At 37.0% G+C, this 20,059-nt stretch carries 19 protein-coding genes; 5 read left to right on the forward strand and 14 right to left on the reverse strand.

Annotated features, from left to right (window positions below; all coding sequences use genetic code 11):
• Positions 1 to 202 precede the first annotated feature (202 nt).
• Positions 203 to 1,891 (reverse strand): AAA family ATPase, encoded by a 1,689-nt coding sequence (locus NV349_RS12475; protein ID WP_271910092.1) that lies wholly within the window; start codon positions 1,889 to 1,891, stop codon positions 203 to 205.
• Between the two features lie 93 nt (positions 1,892 to 1,984).
• Between NV349_RS12475 and NV349_RS12480 the strand changes: the two genes are divergently transcribed.
• Positions 1,985 to 2,416, forward strand: coding sequence for a hypothetical protein (locus NV349_RS12480; RefSeq protein ID WP_271910093.1), 432 nt, complete (start codon positions 1,985 to 1,987; stop codon positions 2,414 to 2,416).
• 33 nt (positions 2,417 to 2,449) lie between these two features.
• Here NV349_RS12480 and NV349_RS12485 read toward each other — a convergent pair whose 3' ends face one another.
• From NV349_RS12485 to NV349_RS12500, 4 genes are all read right to left on the reverse strand, one after another.
• Positions 2,450 to 3,376, reverse strand: coding sequence for a helix-turn-helix transcriptional regulator (locus NV349_RS12485; protein WP_271910094.1), 927 nt, complete (start codon positions 3,374 to 3,376; stop codon positions 2,450 to 2,452).
• Positions 3,377 to 4,083: 707 nt separating this feature from the next.
• Positions 4,084 to 4,398 carry a YbjQ family protein gene (locus NV349_RS12490; protein ID WP_036117142.1) on the reverse strand — a complete coding sequence of 105 codons (315 nt, stop codon included), beginning with the start codon at positions 4,396 to 4,398 and terminating at the stop codon, positions 4,084 to 4,086.
• Positions 4,399 to 4,400: 2 nt separating this feature from the next.
• Positions 4,401 to 4,889, reverse strand: coding sequence for a nucleoside 2-deoxyribosyltransferase (locus NV349_RS12495; protein ID WP_058843648.1), 489 nt, complete (start codon positions 4,887 to 4,889; stop codon positions 4,401 to 4,403).
• A 12-nt stretch (positions 4,890 to 4,901) separates the two neighbouring features.
• Entirely contained in the window at positions 4,902 to 5,336 is a 435-nt protein-coding gene (locus tag NV349_RS12500) for a GNAT family N-acetyltransferase (RefSeq protein WP_058843647.1), read from the reverse strand.
• 192 nt (positions 5,337 to 5,528) lie between these two features.
• On the opposite strand from NV349_RS12500, the gene NV349_RS12505 reads away from it, so the two are divergent.
• Positions 5,529 to 6,695 carry an immunity 26/phosphotriesterase HocA family protein gene (locus NV349_RS12505; protein WP_058843646.1) on the forward strand — a complete coding sequence of 389 codons (1,167 nt, stop codon included), beginning with the start codon at positions 5,529 to 5,531 and terminating at the stop codon, positions 6,693 to 6,695.
• A 113-nt stretch (positions 6,696 to 6,808) separates the two neighbouring features.
• On the forward strand, positions 6,809 to 7,843 hold the full coding sequence (locus NV349_RS12510) for a YdcF family protein (protein ID WP_058843645.1): 1,035 nt from the start codon (positions 6,809 to 6,811) through the stop codon (positions 7,841 to 7,843).
• 61 nt (positions 7,844 to 7,904) lie between these two features.
• Here NV349_RS12510 and NV349_RS12515 read toward each other — a convergent pair whose 3' ends face one another.
• From NV349_RS12515 to NV349_RS12550, 8 genes are all read right to left on the reverse strand, one after another.
• Positions 7,905 to 8,372: a hypothetical protein gene (locus NV349_RS12515; protein WP_036116918.1), complete on the reverse strand. Its 468-nt coding sequence runs from the start codon at positions 8,370 to 8,372 to the stop codon at positions 7,905 to 7,907.
• A 19-nt stretch (positions 8,373 to 8,391) separates the two neighbouring features.
• On the reverse strand, positions 8,392 to 8,859 hold the full coding sequence (locus NV349_RS12520; protein ID WP_036116920.1) for a DUF4259 domain-containing protein: 468 nt from the start codon (positions 8,857 to 8,859) through the stop codon (positions 8,392 to 8,394).
• A 223-nt stretch (positions 8,860 to 9,082) separates the two neighbouring features.
• A complete protein-coding gene (locus tag NV349_RS12525) occupies positions 9,083 to 9,883 on the reverse strand; it encodes a hypothetical protein (protein WP_036116923.1) in 801 nt (266 codons plus the stop codon).
• Between the two features lie 13 nt (positions 9,884 to 9,896).
• Positions 9,897 to 10,601, reverse strand: a complete 705-nt coding sequence (locus NV349_RS12530; protein ID WP_036116926.1) for a DUF4274 domain-containing protein — start codon at positions 10,599 to 10,601, stop codon at positions 9,897 to 9,899.
• A gap of 15 nt (positions 10,602 to 10,616) precedes the next feature.
• Positions 10,617 to 12,278 carry a DUF6138 family protein gene (locus NV349_RS12535; RefSeq protein ID WP_036116928.1) on the reverse strand — a complete coding sequence of 554 codons (1,662 nt, stop codon included), beginning with the start codon at positions 12,276 to 12,278 and terminating at the stop codon, positions 10,617 to 10,619.
• 68 nt (positions 12,279 to 12,346) lie between these two features.
• Positions 12,347 to 13,408: a suppressor of fused domain protein gene (locus NV349_RS12540; protein ID WP_036116930.1), complete on the reverse strand. Its 1,062-nt coding sequence runs from the start codon at positions 13,406 to 13,408 to the stop codon at positions 12,347 to 12,349.
• 277 nt (positions 13,409 to 13,685) lie between these two features.
• On the reverse strand, positions 13,686 to 14,234 hold the full coding sequence (locus NV349_RS12545; RefSeq protein WP_036116978.1) for a hypothetical protein: 549 nt from the start codon (positions 14,232 to 14,234) through the stop codon (positions 13,686 to 13,688).
• Positions 14,235 to 15,023: 789 nt separating this feature from the next.
• The gene (locus NV349_RS12550; RefSeq protein WP_089932674.1) at positions 15,024 to 15,473 is read right to left on the reverse strand and encodes a hypothetical protein; all 450 of its coding nucleotides are present in this window, start codon (positions 15,471 to 15,473) and stop codon (positions 15,024 to 15,026) included.
• A 248-nt stretch (positions 15,474 to 15,721) separates the two neighbouring features.
• Between NV349_RS12550 and NV349_RS12555 the strand changes: the two genes are divergently transcribed.
• Together NV349_RS12555 and NV349_RS12560 are read left to right on the forward strand one after the other, a co-directional pair.
• Positions 15,722 to 16,183 (forward strand): MarR family transcriptional regulator, encoded by a 462-nt coding sequence (locus NV349_RS12555; RefSeq protein ID WP_058843643.1) that lies wholly within the window; start codon positions 15,722 to 15,724, stop codon positions 16,181 to 16,183.
• A gap of 21 nt (positions 16,184 to 16,204) precedes the next feature.
• Positions 16,205 to 17,386: an MFS transporter gene (locus NV349_RS12560; RefSeq protein ID WP_058843642.1), complete on the forward strand. Its 1,182-nt coding sequence runs from the start codon at positions 16,205 to 16,207 to the stop codon at positions 17,384 to 17,386.
• 337 nt (positions 17,387 to 17,723) lie between these two features.
• On the opposite strand, the gene NV349_RS12565 is transcribed toward NV349_RS12560, so the two are convergent.
• On the reverse strand, positions 17,724 to 19,496 hold the full coding sequence (locus tag NV349_RS12565) for an oleate hydratase (RefSeq protein ID WP_036116942.1): 1,773 nt from the start codon (positions 19,494 to 19,496) through the stop codon (positions 17,724 to 17,726).
• Positions 19,497 to 20,059: the final 563 nt, after the last annotated feature.

Below are 20,059 nucleotides of genomic sequence, written 5' to 3' on the forward strand. Positions count from 1 at the left end.
CAATTAAAGGCATCCGTGTTCGTTAACGATAGCGTATATTTTGTATTATATTACCATATCAAGCATAACTCATTAACTTTTATTGTTTTTATGGACATTTATATGATTATTTACTGTAACATGAATCGTTATTATCCGTGGTAAAATACAAGCACACACTAAAATAATGGCAAACCATTTTTTCATTCGTCTACTCCTTATCTTAAAAAGTGTTATCAAATAGCTTTTCTGATAGGCCCTGTAAAATATCTTGCTCCTCAAAAGTCATCAATTCTTCTTTCGAGATTGTTGCCTGTTGAATCAATCGGTTTGATTGGATCGTCACCAATTTTTCAAACAGGTTTCGAATATAGCGACCATTCGAGAAATTAGGAATTGTTTCAATTGGCATTTGGCGTAGCTGCACTTTCATATGTTGGGCAAATGCTTCTCCGAATTGATAATCATTCGTTTGACAAAGCATAGCAAAAATAGCAAAGAGTTCATCGGTGCTAAAATTATCGAACTGAACAAATTGATTAAAGCGAGATTTAAAGCCTGGATTCGCTTGTAAAAACTCCTCCATAAGCTCTGTATACCCAGCAACGATAATTACTAAGTCATCACGTAGATCCTCCATTGCTTTTAATAAACTGTCAATCGCTTCCTTACCAAATGCATCCTGTTTATCATGAATTAATGAGTAGGCTTCATCAATAAAGAGAACCCCACCCTTTGCTTTGTTAACAACTTCCTGAACCTTGAGTGCTGTTTGCCCTACATATCCAGCGACCAATCCTGCGCGATCTGTTTCAACAAAATGTCCGCTTGATAACACGCCAAGATGCTTGTAGATTTGGCCAATAATGCGTGCCACTGTTGTTTTACCTGTCCCTGGATTGCCTGAGAAAACAAGATGATACGTAATTGGAAAGCTTGTTAATCCATGATCGACACGCAGGCTTTGGATTTTAATGAAGTTTATTAAATTATGTATTTCTTTTTTTACGTTCGGCAATCCTACAAGACTGTCCAATTGCTTTTGTAGTTTAGTAATCTCCTGTTCGATTTCAGGTGTAATGCGCAATCGTTCATCATTGATAAATTCACCACTGTAAATGATTTTGCCATCTTCATTAAAATAATCGCCTCGTCCATGTTTTTTGCCATGAACCAATTCCCCTCTATAGGAAGCCTGTCCATTGGCATAATAAAGCGTTCCATGCCCTGTCATCTTATCTTCTTTAAACTGTCCTTCCGCTTCCAGCATACCCTGCCTAGAAAAAACTTTCCCTTTGCCATGTTTCAGATCTTCAAAGAAATGACCCTCATAGTGGCATGTTGTGACACCACGGGCAAGCTCTTCAGCCGTTGGTGATTCTGTCGGATAATAGAGCTTACCAGCCCCTTGCATATGATGCCAAATAAAATCACCCTCATATTGTAAAAACCCATTTGGATAATATTGCTTGCCTTTTCCTTTTTTCATGCCATGTACAAAATCACCCTCATACTGTGGCTGATTTAAATGAGGATATTGTGCTCGCAATGCTTGATAAGGAGACGTCACATCCTCTTCATAATATAAGATGCCATAGCCATCCATTAAATCATTGCGAAAATGACCCTCATAATGCTTATGGCCATCCTTATATAAAATGCCGTGACCCTGTTTTTTATTTTGAATGAATTCTCCCTGATAAATAAGTTGCCCTTTTAAATACATGATGCCATTGCCTTGCTTCATATGATTGACGAATTCCCCCTCGAATAAGAGCTCGCCATCTTGATCAAAAAGCATGCCTTTCCCATCATAGATATCATGGCCAAAATCATTTTTTTTGACGCCGCCTCGATACATAATTGTTCTATCTGGATAAAATAGTTCTTTTTCTGCATAATTATATGTCATTTTATTGCCTTCCTTTATCATTTCAGTATATGCTCAATTATAGCGTGGAAAAGAATACATATGTGCGAATTTTTAGAATTTAAGGAGACGAGTATGAAAAAAAGATACAAACTACTTCTAGGCATTTTACTACCATTACTTATTCTGTATATCTCAACGATGCTACTAACAAGAGACACCGATTTTACAACAGAGGTAACAGAGCGTCTCGATTTGAAGGAAATTCATAAAATTGAAGTCATTCGTTCTTCGGATGAAAAAACGATCATGCTTACAAATAAAGCAGAAATCGACCAAATAATGCAGCCTTTAAAAGACCTGCCATTAAAAAAAGTATGGTTTGCTAAATCCGATTTTAAAGAAGCTTATTGGCTGACGTTATCGATCAATGATGACAGGGAAATCGGCTTACGTATAGATGATAATCACCATTTATTCGTTTATTTATATGAAGAAAATTATATGAAAGATTACAAGCTCAATCATGATGTCGATTTGACATTCATTGAACAACTTTTTCAGTAATAGTAAAACCCGTGCTTAAAATTGCGCGGGTTTTTAAATACAATGATAATTTTGCTGCATTGCCTGTATAGTTTCTATCATCTCTTCTCTCAGCTCGATTGGCTCCAATATCTCTAGATCTGCTCCCTGACTTAAAAACCACCTATTGATGTCGTGTCCAAACACATTTGCTTCAAATAAGTAGGCATGATCATTTTGCGATACGAGCTTGGCTGTCGGAAATCGATTGAAAACAGTTTGGGGGTACTTTCCTCTATAGAGAAATCGTATAGGCTCACTAACATCAATCAATGGCTGATCCTTGTGGAGCTCACCTATTTGAAATGTTTTATCCTGTTCACGAAGATGCTGAATACGATCCATTCGGTAAACAGTTGGACTATCTTGATTATCTGCTAGAACATAAAAATAGGGTGCTGAAAAGATCACAGCTAGAGGCTTCACCATCTTTTCGGTGGAGATACTTTCTCCCTCAGCTACATAATCAATTGTCATGACCTTGTTCTTTTGAATGGCTTCTGAAATGCTCCAAATGAATGGTACTAAGGATTGGTTATATTGTACATCTACCTCTACCGATTTTTCCTTTAATAGTATTTGAGCATCCTGATCTGCTGCCACAATAGAAATAAGCTTCTCCAACAGTTCATTCATCTCAGTCTTACTAAATGCTCTTGATTGAATTAGTATTTTAATAATAACTAATACTTGTTCTTTAGATAAACGATTATGATCTGTTTGTATTAGTTTATATACTTTTTCTGTACGAACATATTGTAAGCGGCAATTGAGTTTAGCCTTTCTCAGATATGTACGAATTTCGTCGATATCCCGTTGTATGGTTTTTTCACCAACCTGATGTGTCAATGCTTCCTGCTTCTTGTTGATTCCTTGGCCATCCATCAATCGATCAAATATCGAAAGAACACGATAGCCTTTGCTTTGTTGTGAATCTACCATATATCCCACTCTTTCTTCTATCATGCCCAACAGATTCTAAGTTGGGCATCATTAACCTTTACTACCATAACCATTATACCTTATCTGCATAATAGGTATTATACGCATCTTATGATAAAACATCATTAAAGCAGCACAATAGACTGTATTTCTAACATAATTAACTAAAATTTTACAATAAATTCGATAAACGCAGCATTTTCGCAATAAAATAAAGTAAAGCCGTTGATTTCCGCTACAGGCGCAGTCAAGCTATTTCCCTCCGCTTCGCTTTCACACAGAAAACGTCCTCTCAGTCCAGAATCTCAACTTCCGCTTCTCCCGCAGGAGTCAGCGCTCTTCATTCCATCAGCTGCTACATAAAGAACTCCAACTACATATGTTGATGAAAAGCAAGCATTTGAGGTGACCAAGCCTACCAAAATGTACAGAAAGTAAGAACTCATTCAACTTCCTATTTGGGGATTCTATGTGAAGGAAGCTTTATATTTACGATAGTTCTATAACATCAAACAAATCAAAGAAACCATTGAGCATGGTTTTACGGATGCGATGGGTAACTTTAAGAGGTCTAAAAAAATGTCCATGCAAGCGCTCTTTTGGTAATAGTTTACCAAATGTTGAATATGAAAGAGAGAAAAAAATGACAAAAGCCATCGAGAGCATATCAAACTTCTCGATGGCTTCTATCCCCTGGTCTGAAACTGTTATTTAAATCTCACAGCCGTTCCATATACCAACACTTCTGATGTGCCATCCATTACAGATGAAGTCGCATAACGGACACCTACAATGGCATCTGCTCCCATTTGTTGGGCTTCCTCTATCATTGCCTGTGTGGCGATTTCGCGAGAACGCACAAGCATCTCAGCATACTCTTTCATCTCACCACCCACAATATTACGAAGACCAGCTATCATGTCTCGACCGATGTTTCTTGATTGAACAGAATTTCCTCGCACTAGTCCTAAAGTGTCGATAATGTCTTTTCCTGCTATCACGTCTGATGTAGCTAACAGCATGATTATGCCTCCTCGTTGTTCAATTTTTGTACGGCTTCCACAGCCTCTTCAATGGAAGACGTTATAACGCCATTACGTTTAATTAACCCCACAACAAATAGATTACGATAAACGAACTGATTCTCTAGCCCATCTCGAATTAGCGCCTCTATTTTTTGCATATTGTCTCGTCCTTGCTGACGAACATCTGTCAGTACACCAATAATAGGACGATTCAGCATAGAGAACGCACCAATTTCAGCGGCCACACCTGAATCAATTTCAACCCCATCCAATACAGCTATCAATACATCACTATTTTGCAGCATTTCTAAATCTGCTTGAGCAATGGCTAAGCTATCTGCATAGGCTGATTTATCATTGATAGCATCGTTTTCCTGTGGTACGTATAAAGCGATGTCTGGCACGGCCTCCCGAATAGCTGCTGCCAATTGCTCATTGACGAAGCGATCTCCTAAAGAAAATAATCCGTTTGCTAAATATGCTTTCATGTTTAAAACTCCTTAATCGAATGTTTTTTCAAATATAATTTTATGTCTTCCTTTTTCATCAAGAAATGTTGAAACGATATCAAAGCCATGTTTGAGATTGGTAATGAGCATGGCTTTGCGTGTATTTCTACCATATGTACGAACTTTTTGAAATCCTACTTCCTGAATAGCCGCATGCTGCGCCTTCATTAATTGACTAGCAATACCTCGCCCCCGCATTGTCACATGAACACCACCCAACCAACTATAAAAAACACCATCTGGATGTGGATAGCCCAGTTTAAAGCCGAATAGCGCCTCATCTTCAACTGCCAATAAACAAAGAAGACCTTCTTTCTTTTCTAGCTTTTCGACTGGCAGTTTGGCACCGTCAAAGACGTGAGCATGAATTTCCTGTAATGGCTCAAGCCAAGCATAGGGTATGCCTTCAATCGTCAAAATATGCATGTTCATCACCTCTGTCTGTCATTATAACAGTTCTATAGCCTGATGAAAAAGGCGGCCTTCTGCTCCGAAAGCAATCGTTGCTATCACATAAAAGCAACTATTTTAACCATTTTTCACCCATCCTATTTTCGTCATCCGTCAAATTCAGTATACTTGACCCACATAACAAACATACGTAAGGAGGAAGTCTTATTGACATTATTTACTAGTTGGCTAACAAATTCACTACGCCCTTATTTCGGTCTACATATGCTAGAAAATCATTGGGACACACATCAAATTCGAGAAGATTACTTTATTTGCTTCGAGGGGGATGTGATTAAAAAAAGAATTTTCGTTAATGAGCATAGCTACCAGGAAGCTGATGTGGACATTTTAACACGTAATCGTGAAATGATTGTCCCACAAACCGCACGTGGAAAGGAAAAGAAATTAAATTACACAACGATTTCTGCCGTGAAAGCAACAGGTGTTATTTTTTCTGCTGGTCTAGGCAATGAACACCAGCCATCAAGCTATATTACAGCTCGCAATGCAAAAACATATTATCAGCTTCCGCTTACAGGTTTTGAGCATTTAACGACTAAGTCGGCGATCATGGATTGGCTACTGCAATTTCCGACTCAGCTTCCTACAGATTACGCAGACAAGCTAAAAAAGCTGACAAAGATGAAAAGTTTACGTTATAAGGCTGTACCAGGCGATATTTTTCGTGTAGAGATTGATCTATTCGTCAACGGCTATGTGCTGGTTATTGGCGATTTACGGCAAATGCAAAAAGATCAGTTATTTGCAGAAGATAGTATTTGGCATAATGTGATGACTATGCCTTTATTTATTCGTCCCTATCTGTTGACCACGACAGAGCGTTTGCCTTCTCTTGAGGAAATTACCGCTGCTCCATTAGCTTCCCAAACACAAATCGTCATGGACGACTATTTTATGAGGGGCTGCTATGAAAAACTTGGTCATAAAACGTTAACAGAAGACGATATTTTATTCCCTCTAGGTTACGGACAGACTCTCCACTATGGGAAGGAGCCTCGTTACCGTCTTTCATGGGGCACAGGAACGATTAGCAAGCCAGCATCTATCACTACATTTCAAACAGGCAATCGTTTTACAAACCACGGTGTCTCTGCAGGCGTTGCAACTGATTGGTTGAAATCAGAGGAAGAAAATGTATCTAGATCACTGGCTCATCCGTACTATCATAAAGAACATCAACAGGCATTCGCTGAATTTGGCTTACCAGCAGATATTACTTATGATGAATTTAATCGTCAAACTGGCGGATTAACGCGTCATGAATATCTTCATTATCTCCATAAATCCGAAAATCGCTCACACAAAAAATAGAGGGAGTATCGTCAGGCTCCCTCTTGTCATTTTGTCGATGGTTGATTTCGCCCAATTATGACTTATAATATAAAGATATCATCAACCACTCCATCACTAGAGGTGCATTTTGTATGTATTTTGGCATTATTCCACTCATTCTTTTTGTCATTTTTCTCATTTCTTATTTAAAAGACCCAAGAAAAATGATCAATGGACTATTATTTAATCTATTTATTTGTTCTTTTCTGTTATTCTGCGTCATCGCATCTTTAGCATCTGACCATTACTTTTTAAGGCTCATTGTTATTATCCCTTTTATTGCCCTATTTATCTTGATTCCTTTTGGCATTCTTGCCTTAATGTTTGGTTTATTTTTAAATGCGAGAGTATTGATGAAGCGAGAAGGTCGACGTTTGGCCAATTCTTTAACATTACTGGTCGCCATAGGCATATTGCTATTTATCCTCTTACCGATTATCTATCCAGCGAGTGTGTTTTCAATCCACCTCCAACCGATCTTTGGTGGGATCTCGCTGATCACGTTTTATTTCTTTATCCATTTATCTAATTTTTTGTCCGCCTATTTTCTTTATCAATTCAATCGACCAAAGCTGAATCAAGATTTTATCATCGTGCTAGGAAGTGGCTTGATCAATGACAAAGTACCGCCGCTGTTAGCTAGTAGAATTCAAAAAGCAATGGATTTCTACCATAAGCAAGCGGCTGTTACTACGCCACCAACCATTATTTTCTCTGGTGGACAAGGTCCTGACGAGAATCTACCTGAAGCTGAAGCAATGCAACGATATGCGATTGAAAAAGGCATTCCAATTGAGCATACTTTACAGGAGAACAGCTCTGTCAATACCTATCAAAATATGTTATTTTCTAAACAACTGATGGATGATCGGAAACAAGGTAAGGACTATAACAGTATTTTTACGACGAATAACTTCCACCTATTTCGCGCTGGTATTTATGCAAGACTTGCGGGCTTGAATAGTCAAGGCATAGGATCAAAGACAGCCTTTTATTATTGGCCAAATGCCATGATTCGTGAGTATGTGGCGATTGTTGTGATGGGACGAAAACGACATATGAAAATGATTGGACCTATTGTTGGCATTTCCATCATCTTATCTTTATTTAGTTTTTTCTTTGTATAATGTCTTTCATATGGATTCGCGCACTCTCTATAGGAAGTGTCACGAATCCTTTTATGATTGGTCACACCATATAGTTCTTCATTTTTTGCTCAAATACCGTCTCGTAGTAGTATTTACGAGGATAGCTTTGTTCCTGCAGTACCTGATAGAGAATAGATTGACCTTCCTCGTAGCGAATGCCCTCATCACAATTGTCAAATAGTTTCCGAGATAACTGTCTTACTAGACAAACATCCTTCGCTGCCACCCTCCAGCCAAATCGAATTAAATCCTGCTGATCTAGTGGATCACGATAAGTATCAAGTACAATACAGGCATGCGGCAGATGCTTATTAGCAAATACTAAAACATGCCCTGTATGAATGGACTGATCAAAAAAACGTTCGTAAATTTCTTTTATTGGCACTTGGATATTAAGCACATCCATAATGGCTTGCAACGTTGGCTGAGGAATATAATGATCATTTTCCTCATCTGGATAGTCAAGCAATTCCATGATGGAAGCCATTATCCAAAAATCATAGGTCACTTCCAATGACCTCCCTTTTTTATTGCTGCAAACAGCTGATTTCTTGTTCAATCCTTTGTATAAGATAGGCTAGATTCGACTGCCATTCTAGCCAACTCTCGGACTCTCTCCATAGTTCTGTCATTTCTCTCCCTCCATGCTGATCAGGCTTTTCATCTTGAATGTCCTTTAGATACTGTAAAATAAATGTCAAAGAGTCTTCATTTGCTGTCCAGTGCACTTGTACATTCTTACTTTCGTAACCATAGATTTGACCTGTATCAAGATATTGGCAATAAAGCTCTGCCAGTGCCATAGCGCTAATATCGTAGAAAAAATCGATATCCTCAAAGTTGTCTCCAAAAAAGCCTTTATTTTTCATCATCTGGACAATGCTCCACAAGGTAATCTGACTCGATTCTTTGTGATGCTTCATAAAATCTTGTAAAAAGCCCACTACATCCAAACCTTCGTCACTTTCCAATGCTTTGTATCCCCATGCACCCATTTCCCTACACTTCTCCCTTCATCTATCTAATTAAAGCTTTTCGCAACCATTTGTATTTAAAATTAGCACACCATCAGCGCACATTACTAGGGGGCGTCTCCCAATGAACATGTCAACAGCAAACGATCAAATTAGAAGCATGCTAGAGCTCGTTCCATATGGTTGCGCTATCAGGATTGTCTAACAGAATATTGTCTTATGAGTTGGCGTAGCTAGTCCAAATTTACAGATAGGAGCCAAAGTAAAACTGCATCTTATCTTGCGAATAGCCATCTTGTCCTCTCCAGGTAGCCATTGACATAAAATCCGTTCCACGTCCACGCTCCTTGCGATAATCATCCTGTGATACTAGTAAACCAGCATAGCCCCAGATTTCCATCACAGCATCTCGTTCATATTGATTGGACTTAAATACATCCTTCCAGCGCTTCTCAAGCTGTCTAGCTGCATCCGTCTCATTACAGGATTCTATTGCCGCTATCATCTGTTTTACTATCATTATATCTTCCTCACACACCGTAAACGTCTCTTGTTCTTTCACTAAACATTCTAAATCTAGCAAACAATATAAGAGCCAATTGAGACGAACACCTCCCCACTTCATTCGTTCAAAATTAAGCACATTTAAATCTTCATTTACATATTCTTCATTTGACATGATTTTCTGCTCATTACAGTACCCACAGCCACTATAGGATACTAATGTAACAGGTCGCTCATGATACGTGTGGATTAGTAGGTCATGGGTAAGAGCCCAGCTGGATAAGGCACTGCGCAAATATACTTTACGCGTCGATAAGCTATGCAAAAATGCTGTCACCACAAGCTCCTTTGTTACACCTTCTTCATGAAGATGTCGTAACCTCTGTACACATTCATCATGAGTAATGGTTAATCGGTCAAACATCAAGCCCTTACTTTTGGCATACTGAAAATCTTCTTCTGTATAAGTATATCCGCCTGACCGCCATCTACCTGATTGCCAATAGGTTTGCATTAAAATTTTTTTTGCTTTCTGATCCATTGCACATTCCTCACTATCTATCACAGAATTTCAACTTTTCCTGTAGTATTTCTGCCATCTCTTTCCATGGTCGTTTCCAATAGGAGCTCGCTAGTTCTTCTTCTGTTTGTTCTAGCCAATACTCGCCTTCCATCAGTTCAAACATGTCCATCATGGTTATAGGTGCACATACTGGATTGGCTAACGCTGCAAGCATGGGCTCTGGTCCATCATCCCAATTATAGCCATTCACAATGGCATGCAAAATGACAGCTGATGACACCTTACTTATTTCATGGCACATTGTATCAAGGGATTCCTCATATAAAATGGACTCCACTTGCAGCTGTTCTGCTGCCTGCAAGGTCAGTCGAATGGCTCCAGGCGTATCCAGCAATAAATCCGCAATCCCTCTATGGTCTCTTGCTGCATACCAAGCTGTAGCGGTAATCCCCTCAGGCGCCTGTAAATCTACACCCTCAGCAAGTAGTAATGAAAGTACCTCTGCTTGCTTAAATTTTACAGCCTTTTTAAGCGCCGTATCACCTAGCTTATCTCGTACCTCTAAATCAATATTTTGTGCCAATAGCAGCTTGATTGCTTCAAGTGGCATTCGATTTGTTAGGAAAAGCATTAACGGCGTTCTCCCACGTACATCCCGCTCATTGACATCCAGCTTGCTTACCGCCTCTCGCACGCGCTCAATATCCTTAGTTTTACACACCTTCGCCCATTCCATTTAACTGCCCTCCTTTCATAAATCCATCCATTGCAATAATTTCTGCAGCTCATTTTTCATCGGTGCTTCTTCTTGCTTTAGACGTTGTGCGATCTTCTTGGAACTACCAAATATTCGATATAAAACAAATGCACGCTGGTAGTCTTCTTTTTTCTCCAGTTCTTGCACAAGTGCCGTAAGTAAGTCTAATCCCTTGATGTCCATGCCCTTTAATGGCTTAGCCGATTCACTCCCACCTAATAGAATAGCTACGAACACAGGCATCCCCTCCACTGATAGGCCGTGTACCTCCTGAAAAGCCTCCGCATAAGCATCCTGTACAGATTGATGCTCTGTATCCACTAGTGCCATATAATGTTCAACGAGCGGGAAATAAGCCTTACTATAAAGACCTAAGCCAAAGACCCCATAGGTGCCAGGCATCGCTGATTTTTCGCTCGGCTCGACATCTTGATACCATGCAAATTCCTCCATAGCAATCTGTGCATAATTCGCTACTAACGGAAAAAGGCTAGGATATTCAAGGCAATTGGCAAAAAACTGATGGAGCTTTGACTTGGCTAACTTTTTAACAGGAAGGTAATTTTTCACTTTACTCTTGAAGGTTAGCTTATAGCCCTTTGGAAAACCTTCCTGCAACAGTTGAATGATATAATGAAGCGCTTCACGATAAGCCGCTTCCTCTTCAACTATTACTCGTATATCAATTGTTTGTAAAACATCATTTGCTTGCCCTTGGAACATCTCACGCTTCCGCATACTTTCAAAACGACCGCTTCCTTTTTGCAAATAATCAACAGCTTGCTGTGAGCCCAGCTGTTTGGCAAGCTCAAGATACTCTAAACGGGTAGCTGGCTCTTTTTGACCAATTTTCAATGCTACATAAAGAAAGAAATTTAGCTTTTCCTGCTCCAGTTGCTGTACCATATCCTCAGTTTTCAGCACCCACTCTTGGATATAATCCCCTGTTTGTTCAAAATAGTACGGTAAAAATTGTTTCTCTGCCCAGTGCTTAAACGCCATTGTATAATAATAAACCCATTGGTCTAGACGCTCTTTATTGGCACGATGTTTTACTTCTAGTTGACAAATAAGTGGTTCGATTTCACTGGCTGACTGATGAAAAAAATGCGGATTGACTAAATACTGTGCAAAGAAAAATTCATCATGATCACTTGGTCGTATAGGTAGCTCAGCCATTACCTTTGTTTCAATAAATGTGGCCAGCTGCTCTTTCACTAACGCTAGCTTATGATCATGGAGAAGCTTTTTCTGATAGCTAAGCATCGTCCCGTCATGCTCAAATTCAAGGACTACTTGAAAATGGTAATCAAAAAATCGGAAACCATATTGCTCGGATTGAAACAACGTCTCCATTTTTGTACAGAGAGCCGAAAAAAGCTCCTCTATCTGATTTACTTTGGTAAACTCCTGTATGTATGGACCTGCTTCTACCCTATAGGCACTATCACTCCAACTAAATGGCTCATAGACATCAATAAAGATATTGCCATTAGGACTTTTCCCTTTTTTCCAGGCAACTTTTAAATAATGAAAGACACCTGCTTGTAATTTACTTTGTTCTTTTAAGTCCATTATCCGTTTACTTTCTTGTTGATAAACAGCTGTGAGTTGTTCCCACACAGCTGCTAGAAAATGTTCTACACACTGTTGCAATGTCTCACCCTCCCTTTCTACTTTTAGAGAAAAATCTCCCGCTAAAAAGCCTTAGCGAGAGATCAATCTTATCCGATTGTTTTCACAACCGCTCCTTCTTGATTTTTAATATGTGTTTTCAAAATTTGAAAGCTTACACCTGCTAAAGAAGACACAGTGAATTGGCTTTCTTGTGGCACTAGCTTTTGACTTAATTCTTCTACCGCTGCCCTGTTCAATGAAATGGTAATTTCCTGTCCATCCTCACGATAGCCAACTTGGGAATCCGCTTTAAATTGGATTGTTATTTGTTGTCCGACTAAGCTTAGGTTTTTATCTTTTAAAATACGCCCACGTAGTAATTTACTAATGACCTCTGCCTGTTTCGCCCCGAGTTGAATAACATTGGACTGTTTGTTAAACCAACCTTTTTTCCCAATCTCCCAAGCGAGCTGGTCTACAAAAAGAAAACCCGTATTGGAGCCATCTTCCTCCATTCCGTGCTCAACTGCTGCGACAACTTCTTGATTTTGCAGGAGAGAATTACGTGTTAAATCCGTAATATAGCTTGGTATTTGCTCAATACCAGCCTCTAGCACCCCAAGTGTATTCCACGTCTGCATCGCTTCTAGCTCATCCTCTGAAATACCAACCATTTGAATAAACTCCATTTTTCCATTTGGTGTATTTATTTCAGCAAGCTGTGGATCATATGTGAAGGCGAGTGCGGTTAATTGCGTGTCAGCATCAAGACAGATGGGTCCATTTGCATCTAAATAATCCCCTGCTCTAAAAACATTGCCACTATTAAAGACATATCTGCCCATATTTTGCAGTAAATTTAAAGCCCAAGCAGGTGGCTCCTCTTCATTCTCGTTGCGTACTAAGCGAAATGTCAGCTCAAATCCATACCCACTATATTCTTGATTGTCAAATTCTTTTTCATATAATTCCGAGAAACCATATGTAACAAAATGCCAATGCGGAATCGGGGTTTCACTTTTATAGGCACTTATCCCATCTAAAGGATCTTGTCCTCCTAGCGAGTAGGGAATCATGGTTCCGTAATGCATTGGCTCCTGCTCACTATACACCTGTCTTAATGCCTGATCAATCGCATCCCAACCAACTGCTGTTAGTTCTTCACTCATCTATATATCCTCCTTGCTGATGATTCAATCGTTACACATACGTACCTCGTATTTATGATAGCAATTTTATGGTAGTACTTTAACAGGAATAGGACTTATTTTCAGCTTTCCAGCAATTAGGTGTATGGTCATCCTATATGAGGTAAATATTACTAATAAAAAATCAGCAGGCAATCTTCTATTTTACGAAAAAATAAAATGGAAGATTGCCTACCTGATTCAATATATTGATATTAATACGTAATGAAAGGCATTTATAGATTGGAGTATGTCTTCGTTAGCCATACAGCATAACTGGCTCACGAGTAGCTTGTAAATAGTCTGCTAGTTTTCCAGCAAACACTTTTTCTAAATATGGTAATTGTGCTAGGCAATGAGGCGTCATTAATGCTGGATTTTGATAGATTTTTAGACCACCCACTTTTAATAGCGTCGCTACAAATTGGGAACAAAAATAAGCACGCTCACGTCTCACTTCCTTTTGCATCACCACACCAAAAAGACCGATAAAATTATATTTATAGCGATCCCGATTCCAATACATATAGCGCACAATTTTCATCATCTCTAAATATTGATAATGGGATATCCGACAACGATAAATGACACAATCGGCAGACTCAAATAGGCCTCTTTCTGCATCCTCTCGTAAAAAGCCCCCACTTAACGGATTGTTTAATTGCCTTCGACCAAAGCTATACATCTCAGAAAGCCCCTCATCAAAGGCTATGGATGCATGATTCATCTCTTTGCCCGTATACATGCCTATCGCTTTCGATAGTAATGTCCCTGTTTTAGTTAATACTATGTAAATCGTATGTGCCATATCTTCACCTACTCCAATATTCTCTCTCCTACTACCAATACGTTTTAAATCTTCAAATGGTTTCGTGAATTTCCTTTTTTTAATAAGTATACACAACGAATCTTAAATATTTCCTTAGTAGAACCTGAAGTTTTTCTTAAGATTTAGTTTTATGGGGGTGTATTTAGAATTGAATAGGTACGTTGAAATCAAGATTTCTATGATTTTTTTACTACCTTTATTTATATGAATTTAATTGTATTCTTATGTGGGGTATATTTGGAATCTGGAGACTTAATGCGGTTGCGATTTCCTCTAAGTTGAGTTCATCTCCCTTACATAGAATGTTCGTTCGCACATACGATAGAATATGTATTAGCAAGATAAAATTTATGGAATTAATTAAACCAGGTACTCAATTTAACGAGAACCTGGTTTTTTAATATTTTCATATTTAAATTTAAAATACATATGTAGAATAACAGAAATTATTAATCCTGCTCCGCAAACTATGTAATTGAATGTAGATGATAATGAAAAGGTTTTTGAAACTATAAAAAAAACTACAAAATATAGTAATATAAAAATTGAAGCTATTTGCCTACCAGTACTCATAAAAATCACTTCCTAAAATTAATATCGTTCAAATTTCTAAATTAAAATTGAAATTTTTTTTCGTAAAATGACTATTCTTATCTTTTCCATAGTTAATTTTATAGATTTTGTATAAAACGGCTTTTGAATCTATTATTTTATTTTGATGAATCAGTTGAAAGGTCCAGGTACCTTCTAATAAATTAGGCGTAATTTTTAATCCTGCATAATAAATTCGTTCACCATTTTTTTATTCCTCATTAAGCACTCACAGTCCACAAAATGCAATTTTCCTTCTGGGTTAATTATTTGAAAAATAACCGCAGAGTCCTCGGTTATATTTTTTAAGTTTGCCGTATAACAAATTGCTGAATCTAAGGTTGAAAATACTTTTGTTTTATTTATTACTTCAAAAGTGTTATTATTCAAATCTTTTCCTGTACTCGAATTGTTTACAACCACTTTATTTATTGGCTGGGTTAATAAGTCTTCAATATACGAAAAATTCATCTCATCAATAACATGAATACGATAGCAGTTAGGATCACAAACCCAAAATTGATCATTAATAATAAAAGAAAAGTATTCAACCTTACTTAATATTGAATTTTGATATGTAGGAATTAACCAAAGTAGACCATTTTCACTAACTAATTCTAAAGTCACTCAGATGCAGTGAACCATAAAGTTGAACTATAACTACAATGAATTTCTTCATTTTATTTTAGTTGACTGCACTACATCCAAGTTTCACTAGGCATAGCTACGGTCAAATCGCTAATATCAACCTTATTATTAACTGATTAACTATTAAATAACCTCGTTAAATACACCTGTTGACATAAATAAAAATAAAATATAAAATTGAAATTGTTAACCAGTTAACTAAAATAAAATAAGGCTAGGTGACACAAATGGAGAAAAAAAATGATGTTATAGAAGCTTTGCAACGATTAATTACAGAAAGAGAATCGGCTGACAGAAGAAGAAAAGGAATGAAAGTCAGTCAGGAGGAAGCAATTGTTTCAGATTGGACATTGACACAATTACACATTGTTGCAGCAATTAAAGAGAAAGGAAAGGCGAATAACATCACACTCTCAGAAACTTTAAATGTTTCGAAACCAGCGATTACAAAAGCAGTAAAAAAGCTATTAGAGCATAATATCCTTGAAAAAATGCAGCAAGAAGATAATAAAAAGGAAGTATATTATATGCTAACAAAATCAGGGGAGATGCTTGCGCTTATCCACCATCAATTACATGAGCAGGCAAAAAATCGTTACTTAAGTATCCTTAATGATTTTAACACTTCGGAATTAGAGACAATTATTCGATTTTTAAACGCTATTACCGAAAACATGAAGTCACATTAAAGCTGTAAAAGGAGAATGTATATGTCTCGACTAGCTCAAACGAAAATACTTGCATTGTATTTGTTAAGTATAAGCAGTTTCTTCGCTTCTTTAAATCAAAATATTTATACGCCTGTCATTCCACTCATTCGGGATTCATTTAGCGTATCTATTAATTGGGTGAATTTCACTGTCAGTAGCTTTATTTTTATCATAGCCATGGTTCAAATTTTTTTAGGTGCAGTAATAGATACCCAAAATCAAAAACGGTTGTTGATCTTTAGTTTCTTGTTAATTAGTATCTCAACCATCGTCTGTGCATTTACAACCAACTTTTTAGTATTTATGGTCTTTAGGGTTGTTCAAGCCATTGGAGCTGGTGTTATTCCCTTGGTTACGATAAATATGATTTCACACTTATTTGATGGTGAAGCAAGGGGGAGCGCAATGGGGACGTATCAAATACTACTTTCCCTGGCCCCAGCAGTTTCTCCAATAGTAGGTGGAATATTAGGCGAATATTATGGCTACCAAGGTATTTTTTTATGTCTATTTCTTATTGCAACCCTATTACTTGTGTTTATTATGCTGGCATTTCCTAACAACGGAAAAAGAAATAACGGTCAAGAAAATGCTAGTAGCTTTATCCAAATCTATCGAGCCATTTTTTTGAATCGTGTCGGTTTAATGACGATGACGGTAAGCTTTTTTGTCTTCTTTATTTACTTTGTCATTCTAGTATTTTTACCGATCTTGCTCCACGATCATTATCATATATCGTTACAAAACATTGGATTATTATACTTACCTTTAACTGTTAGTATGATTTTGGGGAGTGTTATCTTTAAAAAAATACAGAAGAAAGTGACGTTGAAAAAGCTATTTATCACTGTTTTATTTTTCCTCCCGTTGTTAATTATAGCTTTTGGTTTCCTACATACTCAATCAATTATCGTATTAAGTACCCTGTTATTTGTGTATGGCTTAGCAATTGGATTTGCCCCTCCACTATTTTCAACGATTATAAGTAATGAATATAGCGAATATAGAGGAGCTGCCTTAGGACTGTTTAATTTTATTCGCTATTCAGGTATGGCAATCGGTGGTATGTTTTCTGGATTAAGTCTTGTTCTGCCAAGTACCCTCCTCTTTGTTTTTTTGGGTGTTTTATTTTTTCTTATTTCGCTATTTCAGTATTCTAGTTTAAAGCATTGTACTATGTAATAAATATGGTTGCTAGTAGGTTGAGCTATCTTCAAAAATTGGCCGCTTCCCCCATAATTATTATGGTATAATAAACCAATAAGGAGGTTTTCATACAATTATGGAATTATTACTCGGCATTATCCCTGTTTTTCTGCTATTATTTTTTTATCTTGTCCCAGTTGTTTTCATTGTTTGGTTCTTACTTAAATTTATTAACTTACAAAAGGAACAAACTGAAATATTAAGAAATATTTCCGATAAGCTAAATAATTAAAAAAATAATAGACAAAGTCCGAATTTCGACTTTGTCTATTATTTTTTTGTGCTGATTCAAATTGTTAGGATGAGCTATTTTTTATATCAATTTACTTTCTTTTAGTAAATCATAAATGATTGTATCCTTTGTTTTATGAATACCTAATTTACCGATTTGTTTTAAGATAAATGGCGCATCTATATCTGTCAATTTTTTACCATCTAGTAAGCGAGCCGTTGACGCTAATAACGTACGAATATCAAAGGCAGAAGCAAATACTTCAGGAACCCCTCGGTCAATTGCTAATAATTGATAAACCGCCTCCATTGCTGTTCTTACTGAATATTCTGTTGTGAATACGGTATCTCTTTCAGTTTCACTAAAATTCCCTATAAAGGCTAGGTTTACAGATCCTTTTGGGACAACTAACGGACGATCGCCTATTGCTCTCGGCATAAAGTAAGATGTGATATATGGCATATAGCATGGGATTGTCTGACAAGAATTTTGCGCTAAATCTGGAATATCCTCAACAGGTACACCCATATGGTACAACCACTCTTGTGCTATCTCACTGCCACTACATTCCGTAATACTTTTTTTAATAAAATCCCCTGGCTTATTAGATAGTAAACCATAAATCCAAACAACTAATTGATCTTTTGGTTGATTTTTAAAATGAGGTTGTCGATTCAATGTATAGCTTAGCATCCAATTCGAATCTTTTGCTGTTACAATACCACCCGTAACGACCTTCCCCGCATATGGATCTCTTTTACTAATCTTTTCAATATAAGGTGCTACTCGATCATCTAATGTAGTGAGTGTTGCTGAAACAAACCAACTTTCTTTCGGCAAATTATCACAGAATTTTTCTGGTCTTCCAAACGCAGCATCTTGGGCAGCGATGTTTTTCCAAAGAGACCAGCTTCCTCCTAAGTCAGTTGTTTCAGGGGCTGGTGTGTTATTGTCTCCATACGTTGTACTTTCCGTAATACTACCATTTGTCACAAAAACCAATTCATTTTCGGTTAGCTCTATATTTTTTTTCTCACCATTTTGCTTTAACACTAATGTATGAGCTACCTTTTTATCTCCAACATTGTCAATTAGAACATTTTCGACAACCGTATTATATTGGAAATCAACATTATGTTTTTCTAAATAGTTGATCATCGGAAGTACTAGGGATTCATACTGGTTATACTTTGTAAATTTCAGTGCAGATAAATCTGGTAATCCACCAATATGATGGATAAAGCGCATAATGTAACGACGCATTTCCATAGCAGAATGCCATTTTTCAAAGGCAAACATCGTGGACCAATACAGCCAAAAATTCGATTCAAAAAATTCATCAGAGAAAACATCTGTAATTTTTTTATCCTCTAGCTTCTCTTCAGGCGTAAAGAATAATTTAATCATTTCTTCAGACGATTGATCGGATAATGTGAACTTTCCGTCATCCTCTAATCTTTGTCCTCGATTCTCCATTAATCTACATTTTGAATAATTAGGATCTTCTTTATTTAACCAATAAAATTCATCTAAAACCGAAGCATTTTCTATTTCTAATGATGGAATGGAACGGAATAAATCCCATAAGCATTCAAAGTGATCTTCCATTTCTCGACCACCACGAATAATAAACCCTCTTGTCGGATTTAAAATTCCGTCAAGACTACCGCCTGAAATATCTAACTCTTCAAGAATATGAATATTCTCACCTTTCATTTGGCCATCACGAATTAAAAAACATGCGGCTGAAAGTGAGGCAAGCCCCGAACCAATCAGATAGGCTGATTTTTCATCGACACCCTCGGGTTTTTTCGGACGTGCGAAAGCTTCATAATTACCATTACTGTAATACATAATATCGCCTCCATAATTATTATTCCAATATAGAATAACACTCATTGGCACCTAAATGGGAAAAAGAAAGATAAATTAACAAAAAATTCAAATTCGATAGCATGTCTCCTAAATGGATGCTCGTATCATTTGACATCACATCTTCTTGTATTTTTATAAATCATTTCAAAAAACCCTTTTTTAAAAAGGAATTATACAGTATCTACAAATTACATAGCTCCATCTCGATAAAGCATTTATACACTGTTCCATGCTCATTCATTATGCTATACCAGTGGGATAATTATACAATTTTCCGGTTGTTAAATTTGCATAATTATTATATTAAAAAATCTTTTTATAACTAAAAACACCTATTCACTGATCATTCTTTTTTCGGATCTCTCATTATCTCGTTTAAAATGACCTGTAATAGCTAATAATAATGGGACTTCTTTGATTTTAGCCTGCTACTTTCACTGACGCTACAATTTACATACATTACAAATAGAGGTGTTTAAATTGACTACATTCGGAAAATCTATATATATCACATTCATTATCGTTGTATTTTTATTATCAAC

The organism is Lysinibacillus sp. OF-1, assembly GCF_028356935.1.
GTDB lineage: Bacteria > Bacillota > Bacilli > Bacillales_A > Planococcaceae > Lysinibacillus > Lysinibacillus fusiformis_D.

What these genes read in the sequence shown, in the direction of transcription:
- NV349_RS12480 (WP_271910093.1), top strand. Translation starts at nt 1,985, where the DNA reads ATGAAAAAAAGATACAAACTACTTCTAGGCATTTTACTACCATTACTT.
- NV349_RS12485 (WP_271910094.1), bottom strand. Translation starts at nt 3,376, where the DNA reads ATGGTAGATTCACAACAAAGCAAAGGCTATCGTGTTCTTTCGATATTT.
- NV349_RS12475 (WP_271910092.1), bottom strand. Translation starts at nt 1,891, where the DNA reads ATGACATATAATTATGCAGAAAAAGAACTATTTTATCCAGATAGAACA.
- NV349_RS12565 (WP_036116942.1), bottom strand. Translation starts at nt 19,496, where the DNA reads ATGTATTACAGTAATGGTAATTATGAAGCTTTCGCACGTCCGAAAAAA.
- NV349_RS12500 (WP_058843647.1), bottom strand. Translation starts at nt 5,336, where the DNA reads ATGCATATTTTGACGATTGAAGGCATACCCTATGCTTGGCTTGAGCCA.
- NV349_RS12525 (WP_036116923.1), bottom strand. Translation starts at nt 9,883, where the DNA reads ATGGATCAGAAAGCAAAAAAAATTTTAATGCAAACCTATTGGCAATCA.
- NV349_RS12555 (WP_058843643.1), top strand. Translation starts at nt 15,722, where the DNA reads ATGGAGAAAAAAAATGATGTTATAGAAGCTTTGCAACGATTAATTACA.
- NV349_RS12495 (WP_058843648.1), bottom strand. Translation starts at nt 4,889, where the DNA reads ATGAAAGCATATTTAGCAAACGGATTATTTTCTTTAGGAGATCGCTTC.
- NV349_RS12560 (WP_058843642.1), top strand. Translation starts at nt 16,205, where the DNA reads ATGTCTCGACTAGCTCAAACGAAAATACTTGCATTGTATTTGTTAAGT.
- NV349_RS12545 (WP_036116978.1), bottom strand. Translation starts at nt 14,234, where the DNA reads ATGGCACATACGATTTACATAGTATTAACTAAAACAGGGACATTACTA.
- NV349_RS12530 (WP_036116926.1), bottom strand. Translation starts at nt 10,601, where the DNA reads ATGGAATGGGCGAAGGTGTGTAAAACTAAGGATATTGAGCGCGTGCGA.
- NV349_RS12490 (WP_036117142.1), bottom strand. Translation starts at nt 4,398, where the DNA reads ATGCTGTTAGCTACATCAGACGTGATAGCAGGAAAAGACATTATCGAC.
- NV349_RS12520 (WP_036116920.1), bottom strand. Translation starts at nt 8,859, where the DNA reads ATGGGTGCATGGGGATACAAAGCATTGGAAAGTGACGAAGGTTTGGAT.
- NV349_RS12540 (WP_036116930.1), bottom strand. Translation starts at nt 13,408, where the DNA reads ATGAGTGAAGAACTAACAGCAGTTGGTTGGGATGCGATTGATCAGGCA.
- NV349_RS12510 (WP_058843645.1), top strand. Translation starts at nt 6,809, where the DNA reads ATGTATTTTGGCATTATTCCACTCATTCTTTTTGTCATTTTTCTCATT.